Annotated in this window: 15 protein-coding genes and 1 pseudogene; 12 read left to right on the top strand and 4 right to left on the bottom strand. The window is 62.5% G+C overall.

Going from position 1 to position 16,556, the window contains the following annotated elements; translation table 11 throughout:
* Positions 1-448: 448 nt before the first annotated feature.
* The 7 genes from AB4Z44_RS09015 to AB4Z44_RS08985 all read left to right on the top strand — a co-directional run bounded on the left by AB4Z44_RS09015 (position 449) and on the right by AB4Z44_RS08985 (position 8,846).
* Positions 449-2,770 carry a TonB-dependent receptor gene (locus tag AB4Z44_RS09015; protein WP_404713705.1) on the top strand — a complete coding sequence of 774 codons (2,322 nt, stop codon included), beginning with the start codon at positions 449-451 and terminating at the stop codon, positions 2,768-2,770.
* Complete coding sequence (locus tag AB4Z44_RS09010; protein ID WP_404713704.1) at positions 2,764-4,050, top strand: MFS transporter; 1,287 nt, start codon at positions 2,764-2,766, stop codon at positions 4,048-4,050. The genes AB4Z44_RS09015 and AB4Z44_RS09010 overlap by 7 nt, the downstream gene beginning before the upstream one ends.
* Before the next feature lie 270 nt (positions 4,051-4,320).
* Entirely contained in the window at positions 4,321-4,803 is a 483-nt protein-coding gene (locus AB4Z44_RS09005) for a VOC family protein (RefSeq protein WP_404713703.1), read from the top strand.
* A gap of 182 nt (positions 4,804-4,985) precedes the next feature.
* Positions 4,986-6,029 (top strand): aldo/keto reductase, encoded by a 1,044-nt coding sequence (locus AB4Z44_RS09000; protein WP_404713702.1) that lies wholly within the window; start codon positions 4,986-4,988, stop codon positions 6,027-6,029.
* Between the two features lie 55 nt (positions 6,030-6,084).
* Positions 6,085-7,215: an alpha/beta fold hydrolase gene (locus tag AB4Z44_RS08995; protein WP_404713701.1), complete on the top strand. Its 1,131-nt coding sequence runs from the start codon at positions 6,085-6,087 to the stop codon at positions 7,213-7,215.
* 274 nt (positions 7,216-7,489) lie between these two features.
* A complete protein-coding gene (locus AB4Z44_RS08990; protein ID WP_404713700.1) occupies positions 7,490-8,254 on the top strand; it encodes a transcriptional regulator in 765 nt (254 codons plus the stop codon).
* 94 nt (positions 8,255-8,348) lie between these two features.
* Entirely contained in the window at positions 8,349-8,846 is a 498-nt protein-coding gene (locus AB4Z44_RS08985) for a nuclear transport factor 2 family protein (protein WP_404713699.1), read from the top strand.
* A 203-nt stretch (positions 8,847-9,049) separates the two neighbouring features.
* On the opposite strand, the gene AB4Z44_RS08980 is transcribed toward AB4Z44_RS08985, so the two are convergent.
* Positions 9,050-10,027, bottom strand: coding sequence for an NAD-dependent epimerase/dehydratase family protein (locus tag AB4Z44_RS08980; RefSeq protein WP_404713698.1), 978 nt, complete (start codon positions 10,025-10,027; stop codon positions 9,050-9,052).
* A 207-nt stretch (positions 10,028-10,234) separates the two neighbouring features.
* Here AB4Z44_RS08980 and AB4Z44_RS08975 point away from each other — a divergent pair, with 207 nt between their 5' ends.
* Positions 10,235-10,798, top strand: coding sequence for a TetR/AcrR family transcriptional regulator C-terminal domain-containing protein (locus AB4Z44_RS08975; RefSeq protein WP_404713697.1), 564 nt, complete (start codon positions 10,235-10,237; stop codon positions 10,796-10,798).
* A 105-nt stretch (positions 10,799-10,903) separates the two neighbouring features.
* Here the strand turns inward: AB4Z44_RS08975 and AB4Z44_RS08970 are convergent, their stop codons facing one another.
* Together AB4Z44_RS08970 and AB4Z44_RS08965 are read right to left on the bottom strand one after the other, a co-directional pair.
* Positions 10,904-11,494, bottom strand: a complete 591-nt coding sequence (locus tag AB4Z44_RS08970) for a serine hydrolase (protein WP_404713696.1) — start codon at positions 11,492-11,494, stop codon at positions 10,904-10,906.
* A 312-nt stretch (positions 11,495-11,806) separates the two neighbouring features.
* Positions 11,807-12,115 carry a winged helix-turn-helix transcriptional regulator gene (locus AB4Z44_RS08965; RefSeq protein ID WP_404713695.1) on the bottom strand — a complete coding sequence of 103 codons (309 nt, stop codon included), beginning with the start codon at positions 12,113-12,115 and terminating at the stop codon, positions 11,807-11,809.
* A gap of 191 nt (positions 12,116-12,306) precedes the next feature.
* Between AB4Z44_RS08965 and AB4Z44_RS08960 the strand changes: the two genes are divergently transcribed.
* The 4 genes from AB4Z44_RS08960 to AB4Z44_RS08945 all read left to right on the top strand — a co-directional run bounded on the left by AB4Z44_RS08960 (position 12,307) and on the right by AB4Z44_RS08945 (position 15,428).
* Complete coding sequence (locus tag AB4Z44_RS08960) at positions 12,307-13,179, top strand: NmrA family NAD(P)-binding protein (protein WP_404713694.1); 873 nt, start codon at positions 12,307-12,309, stop codon at positions 13,177-13,179.
* Between the two features lie 341 nt (positions 13,180-13,520).
* Entirely contained in the window at positions 13,521-13,754 is a 234-nt protein-coding gene (locus AB4Z44_RS08955; protein WP_404713693.1) for a hypothetical protein, read from the top strand.
* Between the two features lie 226 nt (positions 13,755-13,980).
* On the top strand, positions 13,981-14,409 hold the full coding sequence (locus AB4Z44_RS08950; RefSeq protein WP_404713692.1) for a DUF1330 domain-containing protein: 429 nt from the start codon (positions 13,981-13,983) through the stop codon (positions 14,407-14,409).
* The gene (locus AB4Z44_RS08945) at positions 14,406-15,428 is read left to right on the top strand and encodes an alpha/beta hydrolase (protein ID WP_404713691.1); all 1,023 of its coding nucleotides are present in this window, start codon (positions 14,406-14,408) and stop codon (positions 15,426-15,428) included. The genes AB4Z44_RS08950 and AB4Z44_RS08945 overlap by 4 nt, the downstream gene beginning before the upstream one ends.
* A gap of 10 nt (positions 15,429-15,438) precedes the next feature.
* On the opposite strand, the pseudogene AB4Z44_RS08940 reads toward AB4Z44_RS08945, so the two are convergent.
* Positions 15,439-16,388, bottom strand: a pseudogene (locus tag AB4Z44_RS08940) (LysR family transcriptional regulator).
* Positions 16,389-16,556: the final 168 nt, after the last annotated feature.

The following is a 16,556-nucleotide window of genomic DNA, read 5'->3' as shown; positions in this document are numbered from 1 at the left end:
TCGCCGCGGTGAGCTTCAGGCGGTTATGTCGACGGGTTTCCGGCAGCGTCGCCGACCCCGCGGCTACCGCCTACACTGCCTCAAAGGCGTACCAGAACGTACCAGTCCAGCACGATCCGACGCTCTATAGAAGCGCCAAAAGATCGAGATCATGTTCGACAGGCTAGGAGGATTGGCGTCGTAGCCACCGGCGCCTCGATCGATGCATACACGCCCATGTCCGCCATCTGCATAGCTGCCGCCGCCCTCTTTCGGCGCAATCAATGGTCCTGATTCTGGTTCTTGCTGGCTCTTAGCCTAGTGGCATCGCGCGTGGGCGGTCTACCGAACACGCTCCAGTCACTACTCAAGCGGGCACCAAGTGCACCGAATCGTTTTCGATGATGCGGCAGTCGAAATTGGATGATCCATTGAGCGCCTAGAAAAATGACAACAATGGAGGGGTTCGATGAGAAGATTTGGCAACGTATGCCTTGGTTCGTCCGCGACCATCGCGCTCGTGACAGTAGCAGTCTTTGGTACAGCGTGCCCCGCGACCGCTCAGGTGGCTAACTCTGCACCGCAGTCAGCCGATCCAGCCCCAGCACCGCAAACGGAGGCGGCAGTTTCCGATATTGTCGTGACCGCGCGAAAGGTGCGTGAGTTTGCGGTTGCCGTCCCGGTCTCCATCAGTTCGCTATCGGGCGCCCAGCTGCAGGACAAGCGGATAACCGCCTTGAACTCGCTCGCGGTCTACGTCCCGAACTTCACCTTTTCGAACGGTTCGACCGGAACTTTCAGGTCGATGCGCGGCGGCGGCTCCGCCGGGTCGAGCTTCTCGTTTGAGCAATCGACCGGTCTGTTCGTCGATGACGCTTCGTTCGGCCGAAACGAGCAGGGTCGAATGCCCATCTTCGATATGGAAAATGTCGATGTGCTTCGTGGTCCGCAGGCGATTACGTTCGGCAACAGCACGACGGCCGGCGCCGTTGCGCTGACGACGCGGAAGCCAGGGCGCGATTTTACCGCCGACCTGTCCGCGCAGTACGAGTTCAACGCGCACGAAACGACCTTGCGCGGGGGCGTGACGGTGCCGCTCGGTGACAAAGTGTCGGTTCGTGCCTCCGGCTATTTCGATAATCTCGCCAAGGGCTGGGTCCATAATCTCTATCCGAGCCGGCATCCTTACGGCCCGGCAAATCGGGACGCAGCCGGCCGCATCATCATGGTACTCGAGCCGACGGACAACACGACCATCACGCTAAAGTATGAGCATGACTCGCTCCGCAGCTGGGGAACGGTGCTCGGCCTGTACGAAGACCCGTTGCACTTTCCGTTCCTGACGGTGACTGGTCTCGGGACCACGGTGAACAGGGGGCAGCCGGCACCCTTCAACGTAGATTCTGACTTCATGCGCATGAACCAGGACATTTTCTACGGCCAGCTGCGCACCGACCTCGGTTTCGCCACGCTGACATCCACCACCAGCTACTGGCAATTTCAGTGGAATCAGGGTGCTAACACGTCGCATACCACGGCGGCCGGCGGGTTTTACGAAACCCGTGATCACTTTCGCGAATTCAGTAACGAGACGCGGCTGTCCGGCGACCTGACCGACAACGTTTCATTCCTCGCTGGCACATATGTATCACGGGGCCTCCAGCACGCGCAGAGTGTCCAGAGCTTCAACCAGGCTGGATTGGGCATTGCCAATCCGCTTCCGCCGTTTGCGCGGACGACCGATCTTGATATGCGCGTGTGGACGCTGTCGGGGTTCGCCGATCTTACCTGGAAGCTGGGCAAGTTCGCGATCGAGCCGGGCTTTCGCTACACGCGCGTTTGGCGGCATGGCGAGCAGCAATTATATGGTGCGGACGTGATCAGCGGCGATCGCAATCCGGCGCTTGATCAATACATCCTGGCCGCAAAGCAGGGCATTCCGCACGATTTCCAAGGGCTCGAGGCTCCCGAGAAGCACGCGATGCCGCAGATCGTCGTGAGCTATCGCGCCAGCCAGAATCTGAATTTCTTCGTGCGTGCAGTCCGCGGCGTGAAGGCCGGTGGCCTCGACTGGACGGCGACCGGCAGCGATCCGGCAACCGCCATCTTCAAGCCGGAGAAAGCGGTGGACGTCGAAGCTGGCTTCAAGGCGCGGCTAGCCGATAACAAGGTCGATCTCGCCGTGACGGCCTTCCACACCGACTATACCGACGTCCAGACGTCCGTACTGACGAACGGCCGCTTCATCACGGCCAATGCGGCGTCATCGGTCAGCAAAGGCGTCGAAACATCGCTCACTGTCCGCCCCGTCCTTGGCATGACGGTTGGCGCATCGCTCTCCTATCTCGATGCTCATTACACCAAATTCCCGAACGGGACGTGCACGGTCGCCCTGGCGCTGGTCTCCCCGGCGCCATGTTCGCAGGACCTGTCGGGGGTCCGGACGCCATTCGCGTCGAAATGGTCCGCTACGGCGCATGTCGATTATGCCATCCCGATCGGGAGCGGGACTGTCACGCCATCGGTCGATGGCGTCTTCAGAAGCTCCTACAATCCTAGTTCGAGTTCGGATCCGCTGGCGCAACAGCCCTCGCTGTTCCTGCTCGATGCCCGATTGGTGTACGCGCCAGCTGGCGCGCGGTGGCAAATTTCAGCTTATGGCAAGAACCTGCTCGACAAGGAATATCCTGGTTTCATTTCAGCCGGCGGCTCGTCGGGCATACCCTTCGCCAGTACGGTTTCGCTGCAGCGGCCACGTGAAGTGGGCGTCCAACTGGACGTGAAATGGTGACCATGGGGGCAGAACGCGCGGCTGAATCCACTGACATGCCCGTCGCGATCCGGAGGCGGGTGCTTGTCAAGCACCCGTCGTTCCGCTGGATCCTGCTCGGAAACATGGTGGCGGTCATGTTCTCGTCCTATTTCATCCGGCTTGCATGGAGCAACGTTGCCGCGAGCGCATCCCAGACGCTCGGCTCGACCGCCTATCAGCTCGGCCTTTTTGTCACGCTCTTCTACATCGGTTACGTCCCGGCGAATGCTCTGGGTGGCGTCCTGATCGACCGGTTTGGAAGCCGCCGCGTTCTTGTGACCGCTCTCTTCCTGTTGGCAGGCGCGACTGGAGGATTCGGTCTGATCGAGACCGCCTCCCAGGGCTTGGTCGTCCAGACGCTGATGGGAATATCCTCGGGCAGCTTCTATGCTGCCACCATCAAGGTCAGCTCGCCGTGGTTCACCAAAAAAGAGCGCGGTTTTGCCTTCGGATTCCTTGCGATGGCGGGGCCCTTGGCGATCGTCGCTGCCAATCTGATCTTCCCGCGTATCATCGACCATCTTGGGTGGTCCCAGCTTTATTATATTCTGGGCATTTATGCGGTGGCGCTTGCGACCTTTACCTTTCTGGTGGTTCCCGCGGACGCGCCTTCCGCCGAGGGGACGGAGCCCGACTTGGGCATAAGCCACGTCGACGAGCATGGCGGCGCTTACTTCGGGGCCCGGCTGCTGCTCGTCTGTCTCGCCGGCTTCGGCGCGAGTTGGGGGACCTACGGCTTCACCTTTTGCTCCAATCTGCTTCTCGTCAAAAGCCATGCCTTCGGTGCTGAAAAGGCGGCGACGGTCGTGGTTATGTTCGGGCTCGGCGGCTCGATCGCGATTCCGATCTATGGGCTCCTGTCAGACCGGGTGGCGGCCTACCGGCCGCAGTTCGTAATCCTGGGGCTCCTCATCTTCCCCATGGTTCTGGCGATCTTCGGACGCCAGACGACCTTCTCCGGATTTTGTCTGGCGGGTTTTGCTCTGGGCGTTTCGGCTTTCGCATTCTGGCCGCTCATCAGCGCGATTCTGGCCGATCAGGTTGATCACCGCCGACTGGGCTTTTCGGCAGGTGTGGCCAACGCATCCTGGCAGTCCGCGAATGTCCTCGTTCCGCTGGCGGCCGGCGCGATCGTGGACGCCACGCACTCGCTCGCAATGTCCCTCCTGGTCCTCGCCGCCGGCCCAATGCTGGGAGCGGTTTGTCTGACCGTTCTGATAGGCGTCAGCAAAAAAGCCCGAGCGGCGTCGAAGGTTTGAGGGGAACCGCACAATACCTGGCTTGGCAGGGTGATCGCGGAGCGGCCTGGGCCGCGATCGGTTCGGCCTCGAGTGGCTGCCATTCCATAAAGACCGCGTCGGCTTTCTATGATCAGCGCTTCATTGCGCCTCGCGGCATAGCAGCCGGCGGCACGGTGCACTCTGTGCACATGCAACAGACGGCGGTTGCTCCCAGACCCCCGGTGTTCGAAACCCCTTGGGAATTCAGGCGGCTACTTCGGTTTTCGCGATCAATATGAGGAGGACATAATGTCCGAAACAAAGAACGAAACTCTCGTCCTTCGCACGGTCCATACAGGACTAACAGTTTCGTCCCTGGATACCGCCCTTGAGTTTTGGTGCGGGGTTCTGGGATTTGAGTTGTTGGCCAGAAGAGTCATCGGCGACGGCCCTTATGTTGAGAACATCGTTGGCGTTAAGGGTGCCAACCTGCATATCGCTGTTCTCAATACGCCCGACGGGCATAAGATTGAGCTCCTCGAATATCTCGCTCCGGCGGACCGACAGATCATCAAACCGCGTTCATGCGATGTCGGCTCGGCGCATATCACGTTCGCCGTCTCTGATATCGACGAGATGCTGAGGCGGGTCGAAGCGGCTGGTTGGAATCGGCTCGGCGAGCCTCAATCTGTGGCCGATGGGCCCCACGCTGGTGACCACGTTGCCTATGTCCGCGGTCCAGAAGGCCACACGATCGAATTTTTCGGCCGTTCGCCCTCCGCTAACGCGTAGCCGAGGCCACTCCAGACGTGGTGCCGGATTCGCAGCCGGGATATTCGCTGATCGGGCAGATGTGTTGCTGAGGTGTCTGCCGGCCGGGCGCCCAGCCGAAGCGCCAGGCCTCGGGGGCATCTGCCATCGATGCTGTTCTCGCGCCGCTCAAGATCAATATGGAGGCGACAATGGGTCGACCTATGACTGAGCGGCGGATCGGCCGCACCGAACTTTCCGTGAGCGAACTCGGGTTCGGGGGCACGGCATTAGGTAATATGTTCAAGTCGCTTGACGATGCGAGCGCGTTTGCCGCCGTCGAGGCGGCCGCGGCGTGCGGCATCTCCTACTACGATACCGCGCCGATGTATGGGCTGGGACTGAGCGAAATCCGCCTCGGTCAGGCGATTAAACCCTTGGCTCGCGAAGAGATCATTATCTCTTCTAAGGTCGGGCGAAGCCTCACGCCGGTCGATCCCGCCGAGGTCAAGCCGGGCATTTGGGATCAGCCGCTGCCCATGCGCGCGGATATCGATTTCAGTTATGACGGGGTGATGCGATCGTTCGAGGCGACCCTGACGCGCCTCGACACGCCGTTTATCGACATGCTCGCCATTCACGATCCCGACGACAATGCGGTCAGTGCGGGGCTCGACCCCTATAGCCGCTCGCACTTCAAGGCAGCGATGGATGGCGCTTATCGTGCGCTTGCCGAGTTGCGCGGCCAAGGGCTGATCAAGGCGATCGGGGTTGGCATCACGCAGTGGCAGATGCTCTGTGATTTCGCGGCGGCCGGAGACTTCGATTATTTCCTGCTCGCCGGCCGCTACACGCTGTTGGATCAGGAATCCCTCGACCGATTGCTGCCGCTTTGCGAAGAGCGCGGGATCAGTCTGGTGATCGGCGGTCCCTACAATTCTGGCATTCTGGCGACCGGCGCCGTTGCTGGCGCGGTCTACAATTACCGACCGGCCACTCCCTCGATTCTCGAAAAGGTAAGTCGAATCGAGGCGGTCTGCCGTCGCCACAAAGTTTCGCTTCAGGCGGCGGCCCTTCAATTTCCGCTGCTTCACCCTCTGGTCGCGAGCGTCATCCCCGGCGCGCGCTCTGCAACGGAGGTGGAGAATAATCTGGCTTTAGTGCGCGAGCCCATTCCGGCCGATTTTTGGACGGACCTCAAGTCGGAACGTCTTCTCGACGAACGCGCGCCGGTAAGCAGCAGGGCGACGGCCACACACGCCAGCTAACGGTTCCTGGTGCGAGCGACCGCTTTTCCCGCATATGCCCATCGGAGTAGTTGAAATGACGACCCCACGGCAGTCACCCAGCTTTCTTTCCACGATCTTGCTCGATAGACGGGCGTTGCTTGTCGCGATGGGCGGCGTTGCGATCGCGGAGATGGCATCGGCTATGCCCACAAATTTCGTTTCGCATACGCTAAGCACAGCTCGCCACAGGACACATTATCTCGAAAGCGGACCGGCGGACGGACCGCTGATGATATTCCTCCACGGCTGGCCGGAAATCGGTCTCGTTTGGCGGGCCCAAATGAGCGCGTTCGCTGCCCAAGGGTGGCGTTGTGTCGCGCCTGACCTGCGGGGCTTCGGTGACTCTTCAATCCCCGCGGCCAGCGATGCCTACACCAACGAACAGGTCGTGGCGGATATGGTTGAACTCCACGACCATCTTGGCGGCAAACCGGCGATCTGGGTCGGCCATGACTGGGGCAGCGTCATCGTTGGTGCGTTGATCGCGCACCAGCCCCAGCGCAGTCGAGGGGCCGTGCTCGTGTCGGTACCCTATTTTCCCGACGCGAACGCGTTGCCCACGCTCGTCCCGCTGGTTGACCGCGCGATCTATCCGGCTGATCAATATCCCGACGGTCAATGGGACTATTACCGCTACTACACGACGCACTTTGCGTCGGCGGTCGCGGATCTGGATGCGGACAAATCGTCCTCACTGGCGTCGATCTTTCGGCGAGGGGACCCCGCCAGCGTCGGCAAGCCTTCGCCGAATGCCATGGTCACGCGCAAGGGTGGGCGTTTCGGCGCCACGCACCGCGCCCCACCCACCAAAGCTGACGCGGCGCTCTGGCCAGCGGCGGATTTCGGCGCGCTCGTGCGGGCCTTCGAGGCCCATGGCTTCCGTGGGCCCTGCTCTTGGTATCTCAACGACGACGCCAACATTGCTTTCGCGCGCCGGGCACCGAACGGTGGTCGCATTTCTCAGCCGCTATTGTTCGTCAACGGCGAACTCGATGCAATCAACACCATTAACGGGAATCGCTATGGCGAGCCGATGCGGGCCGCCTGCCCCAACCTGACCGTGACAAATTTGTCCGGCGCGCACTGGCTGCCTTTGGAATGCAAGCAGGAGCTGGTTCAGGCCATTTCCGATTGGCTCGCAGCCAGCCGGCTGACCAGATCGTAACAGGAGGTTTCCGCGGATGGCACGGGTAATCATTTCCCCTGTGCGCACTCGTGCCATCCCGCCCAAGCCGCCTTGGTGATTTTCCTTCGGACAATCGGCTATGGTCGACAGATGCCCCACGCCGCCGGACCGGACGAGTCGGTTATAATCTTGCCTCCGACGGTCGCGCCGTGCCGATTGAGATCGGCCTGTCGGCCGGACTCCAGCGAGGCGATTGCCCCGCTATACTCGCAGGTCCTTCGCGCAAACGAACGTAGCGGCGCTCTCCTGCGGCATGGTTGATCACTATCAAATTGGTCGCTGGCATTTCGATCCGGCCGAACCGATCCTCCGCGATGGTAGCGCTGCGCGTCGACTGGAGGACCGGGCTGCTCGCACGCTTGAGCTCCTCTGCCGTCGCAGGGGCGAGGTCGTCGGCAAGGACGAGTTGATCGATGCGGTCTGGCAGGGCCGCTCGGTCAGCGCCAACAGCGTGGCGGTGGTCGTCGGCCATCTGCGACGGGCGCTGGGGGACGATCCCGCCGCGCCGCGATACATCGTCACCATCAACAAACGCGGCTATCGGCTTACACCGGGTGCGCAACTTGAACCTGGTCCGAGCGCGCCTCGGCGAAGATCGTGGCCAGGCAGTCCAATAATGCTTTTGACCACAGTGATCCTGCTTGGGGTGGGCGTTCTGCTGTTACGGCCGTCACCGCGTCCGGTCGACCTCGTGGTGGATCCTGTCCTTAATGATACCGGCGCCTCCACTCTGGAGCCACTCGCGAAGTCGCTCAGCGCGGTCATGATTGACGGAGCGGTAAGGATCGACGGCGGCCGCGTCGTCCCTCGGGCGGTCGCGCGTGACGGCGTCCGGCGGCGCCTTGCCATCCGGTCTCGCCTGATCATCTGGAACGGGGCACCGGAGCTCGCGATGAGCGCGACGGATCTCGATTCGGGGAGTGTGGTCTGGTCGGGTTTCGCGGCCGGGCCGACCGGGGCATTGGCGCGCAACACCGCGGCGAAGCTTGCGACTCTCGGCCCTGCGCTGCGGCGCTAGGCGCCTCCTGCTCAGCGCAATTTTACGGTTTCTTTATTCGCTGATCATGCGGTCCCGCGGCATGCCGGCCGCCTCAGAAACGAGGTATCCACGCATGTCCCATATTCATCGCCGCTCGCTCGCCGCCATCGGCGTGCTGACAATGACATTCTCTCCGGCCTTGGCTTCTACCGCCGACGATAGCGTCGACGTCGACCATCTGATCAGCGCTTATCATCAGGCCGTGGTGTCCCACGACGCTCCGCGCCTCGCGGCCCTGTTCTTGCCAACCGGCACAGCCTGGTTCAGCGTGCTCTCGGACGAGGGCCTGAAACAGGCGCGCGCCAAGTCTCCGGATACGCCGAAGCTCAAGCCGGGCAGCGTGGACTCCTTCGTCAAGCTGGTGGCCACCAGCCCGTCGCGCCTCGATCCGCAACACACCAACCTCCAGGTCCGTAGTGATGGCGCGATCGCCACCGTCACATTTGACTTTAGCTTCCTCATCGATGGCAAGGAACAGAACCGGGGGACCGAAAGCTGGCAGCTGGTGAAAGGCGTCGAGGGCTGGAGGATCGCCTCCATCATCTACTCGTCGAACCCGCCGAAAGGCTGAAGCCTTCGATGCGCGCAATTGTGCCGATCGCATAGGCACTGGCTTGCGGCGACGACAAGAAGGAGCGCGTCGCCGCGCCCGGTCGCAACGGTGCGCGTAGGTCGCGCCGAGACCGGCCGACGCGCGGGGCACGTGCCATGCCGGCTGAACTGTGGGCGGCGGGTAAGACGATAGTTCGTTCCGATAGCGGGCGCTCGAAAGGCTCAGGCAGAGCCGCGCATTGCGGCGATGCCCTGCGTCCAGCTGGTGACAGGTGCATAGCCCAGCTCTTCGCGGGCGCGGCGATCGGAGATGGTGAAGTCATACCCGACCATCCGTAGCATCTGCCGCGTCAGCGGCGGCTCCCCCGCGCGACCAAAGGTGCGCCAGACGAACTCCATCACACCCGCCATGAGCCAGGCCATGCCAAGCGGCGCATTGCGGGCCTCGATCTCCACACCCTTGGTCCCGACCAATTCGGTGATTACCGTACGCAACGGTTGGTTCTTTCCGTCCGTCACGAAATAAGCCCGGCCTCCGGGCGATTTCTCGGCGGCAAGGATCGCGCATGCGCAGACATTGTCGACATGGGCGGTCGACATGATCTGCTTGCCGCCGGCGGGCCAGGCGAAACGGCCCGCCTTCACGTCCTCAACCATGTGATCGAGCATTGGCATGCCGACGCCCCAGATGAGCGGCGGCATGATCACCGCGGTACGGAGTCCGCCGGCAGTGTCCGCGTCGAGGACGAGTTTCTGCGCGCGCGCCTTGGATGCGAGATAGGGAGCCCAGGCCGGGTAGGCGAGGGGGGTCTCCTCGGATATATCGGTCATCGGCTTGCCATCTCCCATCACGACGCCCGCAGCGCTGATGTACACGAAGCGGGAGACGCGCTCCGCTAGCGCGGCCGCCAGCAAGTTGCTGGTCCCTTCGACATTCGCCCGTTCGAAATCGGCCGCCGGCGCCCACATGGTGAACAGCGCCGCTGCATGGAAAACGGCATAGGCCCCGGCGACGCCGCGCCGGAGCGCTGAGGGATCGGCCAGATCGCCGGCGATCGGCTCAGCGCCGATCTTGCGTAGCTTTGCCGCGTCTTCCGGCTTGCGATGGAGCGCGCGGACCGTCCAGCCCTCCCGGACCAGTCGCTCTACCAAGTGACTGCCGAGCAATCCCGTCGCTCCCGTCACGAATGCAATCGCCATGTCTTCCTCCGCATAAGTCAAGCAGCATATCGCATCGCTGAGTTCATGTTACAAGATGTGTTATATGTAACCTGTAGATTGTTTCGCGTTCGATCTGCGCCTATACCCCCGGGTATGAAGGACAATCCCGCGCCGCCGCTCTCGGCGGCAAGCATTCTCGAAAGCGCAAAGGCGCAGGTTCGTCGGTTCGGCGAAAGCAAAACGAATGTGACCGATGTCGCGCGCGACATGGGCGTTAGCCACGCCGCCCTCTACCGTTTCTATCGCTCAAAGAGCGCGATCATGGACGCCATCGCCCAAGAAGCGATGGACGACGAAGCCAGATTGGCGGCCGAGCATATCGATGCTGACGGGCCTCCGGCCGCGCGCCTGATGGCGATGTTGATCGACCTTCACCGCCACAAGCGCGAACGTTTCCTTGGCGATCGCGAGATCCACGATCTCTATCGGCGCATCGTTGTCGAGCGCCCCGATATGATCGCCGCCTATGCCGAAAAAATGACGGCGCTTGTCGCCCGTTTGATCGAAAAGGCGGTAGCGGGTGGTGAATGGCGCGTCGATGATATCGCCATGGCTGCCAACGTCGTCCGCGATGCGGTCATGGTCTATGTCCATCCCGCATTCATGGCCCAATTGAGTTCGACAGGCGCGCCGGCAGAGGCAATGCTGCGTGCTACCGTTGCGACGCTCGTACGCGCCTTCGAGAGCGGTGTGCGCTATGCCGACTTGGACCAGAGCAGTGATCTTCCCATAGCGTCGGGACAGAATTGAAACACGGCTTCGCAGGCTACCGCGACAGTTTTATCCCGGCGCCTTGCTGTCGTCGACGGTGGCATGGCTTGGATCTGACCCTGGCCTCGGGGGGCTAAAGCAAGCTTACTGGCCCGTACCCTGCCAGGTAAAAACGAGGCGCGCCACGTCCCGGAGCACCGCTCCCTGTGCCGATAAATCCATTCCTGACGCCGTGTAATACGCGCTCACCAACAACGGTGCCGTCCCCGGCCGTCTCGGGAAGGCGAAGTCGTTGCAGATACCGTCGCCGGTGCCGGTCCGGTCGCCGGCGATCCAATTGTCTGGAAAGACGGCACGCAGGCGCGTGCGACCGACGATGTTGCCCTCCATCCAGGTTTCCCATTGCTGCCGCGCCGAGGCCGGCAGAGCAGCGCCGAGCATGATCTGCCGCATCGTCTCGGTCACCGCGCGGGGGGTCGAACTGTCGGCGGGCAGGGGTTGATCGGAGAGCTGCCCCTCATAATTGTCTACATGCGTGACCCGATCGCCAATCGATCGGAGGAAGGCCGTAAGGCGGGCGGGACCACCGGCGCGCCGCATAAGCAGGTTGGCCGCAGCGTTATCGCTCCGGTACATGATCGCCTCGCAGAGTTCGCGAACGCTCATCGCACCCCGCCCGACATTGGCCGCGGTCACGGGCGAGGCATCCATGAGGTCGGATCGACCGTAGCGCACCGGCGCATCCAGCCTGTCTCGGCCATGCGCCAGTCGGACAGCACCAGGGCTGACAAGAGCCCCTTGAAGCTGCTCATCAGCTTGAACCGCTCTCCGGCGCGATGCGAAAGACTGCGGCCTGACTGCAAATCGAGTGCTTATACGCCGAGTCTGCCGCCATGTCGTAGCTCCAACGCCGCCAGCGATGATGCGACGCCATTCGCTCGCGCTCGGACCGCGCGCTGGCGATCAGCAGCGATGCACGGCCAAGGACGAAAGAACGGCGGCCTACCAAGGGGCGAGACCGAAATGGTTGGTGACCGCACGCAGCTGTCACCCCAACACCGCTTGTTTTTCAGGCGGGGCGTCGCGGAGGATCAGACGCGATCCGACAGCTACGATAGACTTGATGGCGGGAAGCAATTCGAGGCCCAACGGCGTCAACTGATATTCGACCGTCGGCGGCGATGTTGCCATCACGGTACGCCCCAGCACGCCACGTTGCTCGAGATCGCGCAGCCTGCTGGTCAACACCTTCGCTGAGATGCCGGGGATATCGCGCCGCACTTCGGAGAACCGGCGGGGCCCTTCGCTCAGCGACCACAGCAATTCCGGTGTCCACAAGCCGCTCAGAAGCGCCATGCAGCGCGACATCGGGCAGCCCGGAAGCGCCTGCACCTTCTTTCGCACTCTGAGAACCATCGGACGTCCTTACGTTGGTTTCCAAACGGTTACCGAAAAGCGACGGTTACTGCAAGATAGGAGGTTACCATTGGTGACGACCGCATTATCTGAAGGAAGATAGTGACGCAGCCCGAGAAAAGGATTGAACCATGTATGCAATCACAGGCGCCAGCGGCCAACTTGGCCGCCTGACGATCGAGAAGCTTCTGACCTCCGTACCGCCCAGTCAGATCGTCGCCGCTGTTCGAAATCCCGAGGCCGTCGAGGACTTGGTCGCGCGCGGCGTCCAGGTACGCCACGCGGATTACGATCAGCCGGAAACACTGGCGCCCGCTTTTGCCGGCGTCACCAGGCTTCTGCTGATCTCGTCCAACCTGACGACAGGGCGGCTCCGCCATCACCAAGCCGTGATCGACGCCGCGAAGGCGGCTGGTGTCAGCCTCATCGCTTATACCAGCATGCTGCATGCGGATCGCCCGGGCGCGAAGCTCGCGGTCGAACACCGCGAGACCGAGCTTGCGCTGGAGGCCTCCGGGATCGCAGCCACGTTCCTGCGCAACGGCTGGTATACCGAAAACTATCTCATGGCGTTGCAGCCGGCGTTGGCCGCTGGCGCGCTGTACGGCGCGGCGGCCGACGGCAAAATATCCCTGGCGGCGAGAGCAGACTATGCCGAGGCGGCGGCGGCAGCGCTGGTCGCAGCCAATCCTGCTTCGATTTACGAACTTGCTGGAGACACGGCCTGGACCTTGTCGGATCTCGCCGCGGAAGTCTCGCGCCAAGCCGGCAAACCGCTCGCCTACGTCAATTTGGCCGAGGGCGATTATGAGAAGGCGCTGGTGTCGGCTGGCTTGCCGTCCGAGCTCGCCGACCTTCTTGCCGATGCCGACGCGAACGCCGGCAAAGGCGTGCTGTTTGACGATGACCGGGCGCTGAGCCGACTAATCGGCCGACCGACCACGCCCGTCGCCGAGAGCATCGGCGCGGCGCTTGGTCGAGCGATTCCATCCACGGCAAACTAATGGCGTTCGATTCATCATCCAAACTTGCAGGAGACCACCATGGCTGGGTTCCAGAGTACGCTTCCGAGAGACGCGCTTTCGTGAAGGTGACCCGTACGATCGCCCGTCCGGTCGCTGAGACTTTCGCTTACATCGTGCCGGTGGACGTGACGCACATCTTCCCTCGAGTGGGAGAGATGCCGGGCAATGTCAGCACCACCGTCACCAAAGAGTGGGGCTAATATGTCGGCCAGACTCGCGACACCACCGCCGATGACGGATCCTCCTTCCATGAGACGCTGACCAGCCTCGAACCGAACCGGTCTTTTGGCTACAAGGTCGAAGACCTCACGTCGGCGGCGATGAAGGGCGTAGTCGAACGCATCGAGGGGGCGTGGGAATTCACGGACAACGGGAACGGAACGACCAGTATAGACTGGTTCTACGTGCTGATTCCGGCCAACGCGACGGCGATCGACACCATCCGCGACAAAATCATTCCGCGCTATCGCGGTAGACTCGAGAACGCCATGAACATCATCAAGGCAGATCTGGAGGGTGCGGACACAACCGCGTTGCACGGTCTCGGCGGCTAAGGCAGCCCTCCTGTCGCCGTGGTTTGCCGGGTTGGCGACTACAATCGGCTCGCAAAATCGATCAGTGGGCACCCACATTCCGGATGCCGGCTTTTGGCGGAATGCAAGGCGGCTGAATCCTCCATACGGTTCCGTACGCGAGGGCAACACAGCGTGTCCATGTGCGTGCCTACCATCACCGGATCGAGATCGCATATCCGGCCTAGCAAGCACGGAGGCACGCACAATGACGACCGACATCAATTCAGAGAATTTCGCGCAACTCGCGGAGGATCTTCCTGATGGCCAGCCCTTCTATATGGTCAATCTGCTCCGCTTCCGCGATGCGGCGGCTTACTCCGACAGCGTGACGCCCGCCGGCAGGACGGGGCAGGAAGCCTATTTCAACGGATATCTTCCGGCCTTCAGCGCAGTCGCGAAGGACCTCGATCTCGAAAGCATCCGACCGATCTTCGCCGGGATGGTCACCGGGATCGTTGCCGGGTCAGCGGACGAACTTTGGCATGCCACCGCGATCGTAGCATATCCCGATTTCGCAGCATTTCGCCGGATCGTTGAGAGCGATGCTTATCAGCTGAGCGCCGATCCTCACCGCCGGGCCGCGCTCGCCGATTGGCGCCTGATCGCGGCCACCAAGCTGGACATGCCCGGATGACAAGCGGAATTTCCCGCCATGTGACCGAAAGCGACCGGCACCGCACGGCATGGCGTGAAGCCGGGCCGGCGGACGGAAGGCTCATGATCTTCCTCCACGGCTGGCCGGAACTCGGCCTGGTCTGGGACCCGCAGCTCGCACATTTCGCGGCTCGAGGCTGGCGCTGCATCGCGCCGGATATGCGCGGTTATGGTGGATCGTTAGTGCCCTCCGAGATCGCTGCTTATGGGGTTCGCGAGATCGTCGCGGGCATGATCGAACTGCATGACGCGCTCGGCGGTACGCCGGCGGTTTGGGTCGGCCATGACTGGGGCGCTCCCATTGCCTGGGGTATCGCCGCGCATCATGCGGAACGGTGTCTCGGCGTTGCCGGAATCTGCGTGTCATATTTCGCCCGAGGCCTCACGCTGGACGCGTTGGTGCCGTTGGTAGATCGCGCGATCTATCCGATCGAGCGCTTCCCGGTCGGACAGTGGGATTACTGGCTCTACCATCGCGAACAATTCGAGCGCAGCGCGTGCGATCTCGAGGCGAACGTGGCGAACACTATCGCAACGCTCTACCGCCGCGCCAAGCCGCGCGTCGCGAGCGAACCCGCCGCGATGGCGGGTATTCGCGCAAATAGCGGCTGGTTCGGCAGTGTCGGCGTCGCCCCGACGATACCACGCGACCAAAATTTCATGTCGCAGACCGCCTTCGATACGGTGGTCCAGGCGTTCGCGCAGACGGGGTTCCGCGGCGCCAATGCCTGGTATCTGAACGACGCGCCGAATGCCGCGTTTGCGGCAGAAGCGCCGAACTTCGGCCGCTTGTCGAAACCCACCCTGTTCATTCACGCCACTGAGGACGCGGTATGCGACACCCTTCACACCCGATTGGCCGAGCCGATGCGCGAAGCTTGCGCCAATCTGACCGAGATGACGGTCCAGTGTGGCCACACGGTGTCGCTGGAGGCACCCGCCGCGCTGAACACCGCGATCGAACATTGGGTAGCGGAACAGGGCGTCGGCATTGCTTGAGGTCCGGCGCTCAGGCGAGGTCCGCCGGGAAGCTCGGAGTATGTGCCTTCAGGAACGCGATCACCGCCTCAACCCGGCGCGGCGCATGTCGTCGGTCACGCCGCACGATCGAAACCCGTGTCCGCTCACATCGCCAATCGCGCAGCACCTCCACCATTGCTCCGCTCCGCAACGCTTCCGCGGCGAGCCACAACGGGGCCATGGTGATACCAATGCCAGAACAAGCAGCGCCCCAGCTGGCCTCGCCGTCGTCGATCACAATATGGGGACGAAACGGCGTAAGTGCCTGGCCCACGCCATCCTCGTCGGTCCGGGCGCGCCGCAGACGCCATGGCCGGACCACGCCGCTGCTTTTGTTGCGGTACCCGATAAGGTCATGCGCGGCGAGATCGTCGGGGATTTCAGGGCGACCGCGCCGTGCGAAATAATCGGGCGCCGCGCAAACGACCCAGGGATATTGGACCAGAGCTGCGCGACGTGGCCCGGAGTGCGCGTCAACGCCCCGCCACGGATCGTCAGATCGACACCGGATCCGGCCAGGTCGATTATCTCATTCTCGCCACGAAGATCGAGCTCCACGTCGGGCAAGGCGGCAGCAAACGCCGGCAGCAATGGGACGAGGCGTCGGCGCAAGAAGCCCACGGGCGCGCTGATCCGTACGCGGCCCGCGCGGCCGTGAGATGCTGCATCCTCGAGATCCGTCGCGAGTGCGCTGATGCTTTGTATCGCGGCCCGCGCGGCGTCGATCACCTGCTCGCCGTCTTCGGTAAGCGACAGAGCATGCGTTGAGCGATGCAGCAACTTCAGGCCATAAGCAGCCTCGAACCGCGCGATCGTCTTGGATATCGCCGATACCGAGAGACCGATGCGGCGCCCCGCCTCGGCGAAACTGCCGGCATCGACGACCGCAACAAAGCAGCGCAGCTGAACCAGCGAAAGATCGGCGATCGGTGTTAGCATCGAAACCTATCCTGGAGCCGTCGGTGCAACCCGGCAAGGCACCGCGTCGCGGGGGTAGAAATCGCTGCCCGCCACCTTCGCCAAAACGGCTGGGATCCCGCCCCATCGCGGCATGGTTTCCGCGCCAACTTCTGCCCGCCTGGATGCTCGCCGGGGGCGGCAGAGCTC

Source organism: Sphingomonas sp. MMS24-J13, assembly GCF_044905095.1.
In the GTDB taxonomy this organism is placed as follows: domain Bacteria; phylum Pseudomonadota; class Alphaproteobacteria; order Sphingomonadales; family Sphingomonadaceae; genus Sphingomonas_I.
This window is presented reverse-complemented; position numbering and strand designations above follow the sequence as displayed.

Bases quoted from the DNA above. Each gene is read 5' to 3' on its own strand.
- AB4Z44_RS09005 (WP_404713703.1), top strand. From the start codon at position 4,321: ATGTCCGAAACAAAGAACGAAACTCTCGTCCTTCGCACGGTCCATACA.
- AB4Z44_RS08985 (WP_404713699.1), top strand. From the start codon at position 8,349: ATGTCCCATATTCATCGCCGCTCGCTCGCCGCCATCGGCGTGCTGACA.
- AB4Z44_RS09015 (WP_404713705.1), top strand. From the start codon at position 449: ATGAGAAGATTTGGCAACGTATGCCTTGGTTCGTCCGCGACCATCGCG.
- AB4Z44_RS09000 (WP_404713702.1), top strand. From the start codon at position 4,986: ATGACTGAGCGGCGGATCGGCCGCACCGAACTTTCCGTGAGCGAACTC.
- AB4Z44_RS08990 (WP_404713700.1), top strand. From the start codon at position 7,490: ATGGTTGATCACTATCAAATTGGTCGCTGGCATTTCGATCCGGCCGAA.
- AB4Z44_RS08950 (WP_404713692.1), top strand. From the start codon at position 13,981: ATGACGACCGACATCAATTCAGAGAATTTCGCGCAACTCGCGGAGGAT.
- AB4Z44_RS08945 (WP_404713691.1), top strand. From the start codon at position 14,406: ATGACAAGCGGAATTTCCCGCCATGTGACCGAAAGCGACCGGCACCGC.
- AB4Z44_RS09010 (WP_404713704.1), top strand. From the start codon at position 2,764: ATGGTGACCATGGGGGCAGAACGCGCGGCTGAATCCACTGACATGCCC.
- AB4Z44_RS08995 (WP_404713701.1), top strand. From the start codon at position 6,085: ATGACGACCCCACGGCAGTCACCCAGCTTTCTTTCCACGATCTTGCTC.
- AB4Z44_RS08960 (WP_404713694.1), top strand. From the start codon at position 12,307: ATGTATGCAATCACAGGCGCCAGCGGCCAACTTGGCCGCCTGACGATC.
- AB4Z44_RS08955 (WP_404713693.1), top strand. From the start codon at position 13,521: ATGAAGGGCGTAGTCGAACGCATCGAGGGGGCGTGGGAATTCACGGAC.
- AB4Z44_RS08965 (WP_404713695.1), bottom strand. From the start codon at position 12,115: ATGGCGCTTCTGAGCGGCTTGTGGACACCGGAATTGCTGTGGTCGCTG.
- AB4Z44_RS08980 (WP_404713698.1), bottom strand. From the start codon at position 10,027: ATGGCGATTGCATTCGTGACGGGAGCGACGGGATTGCTCGGCAGTCAC.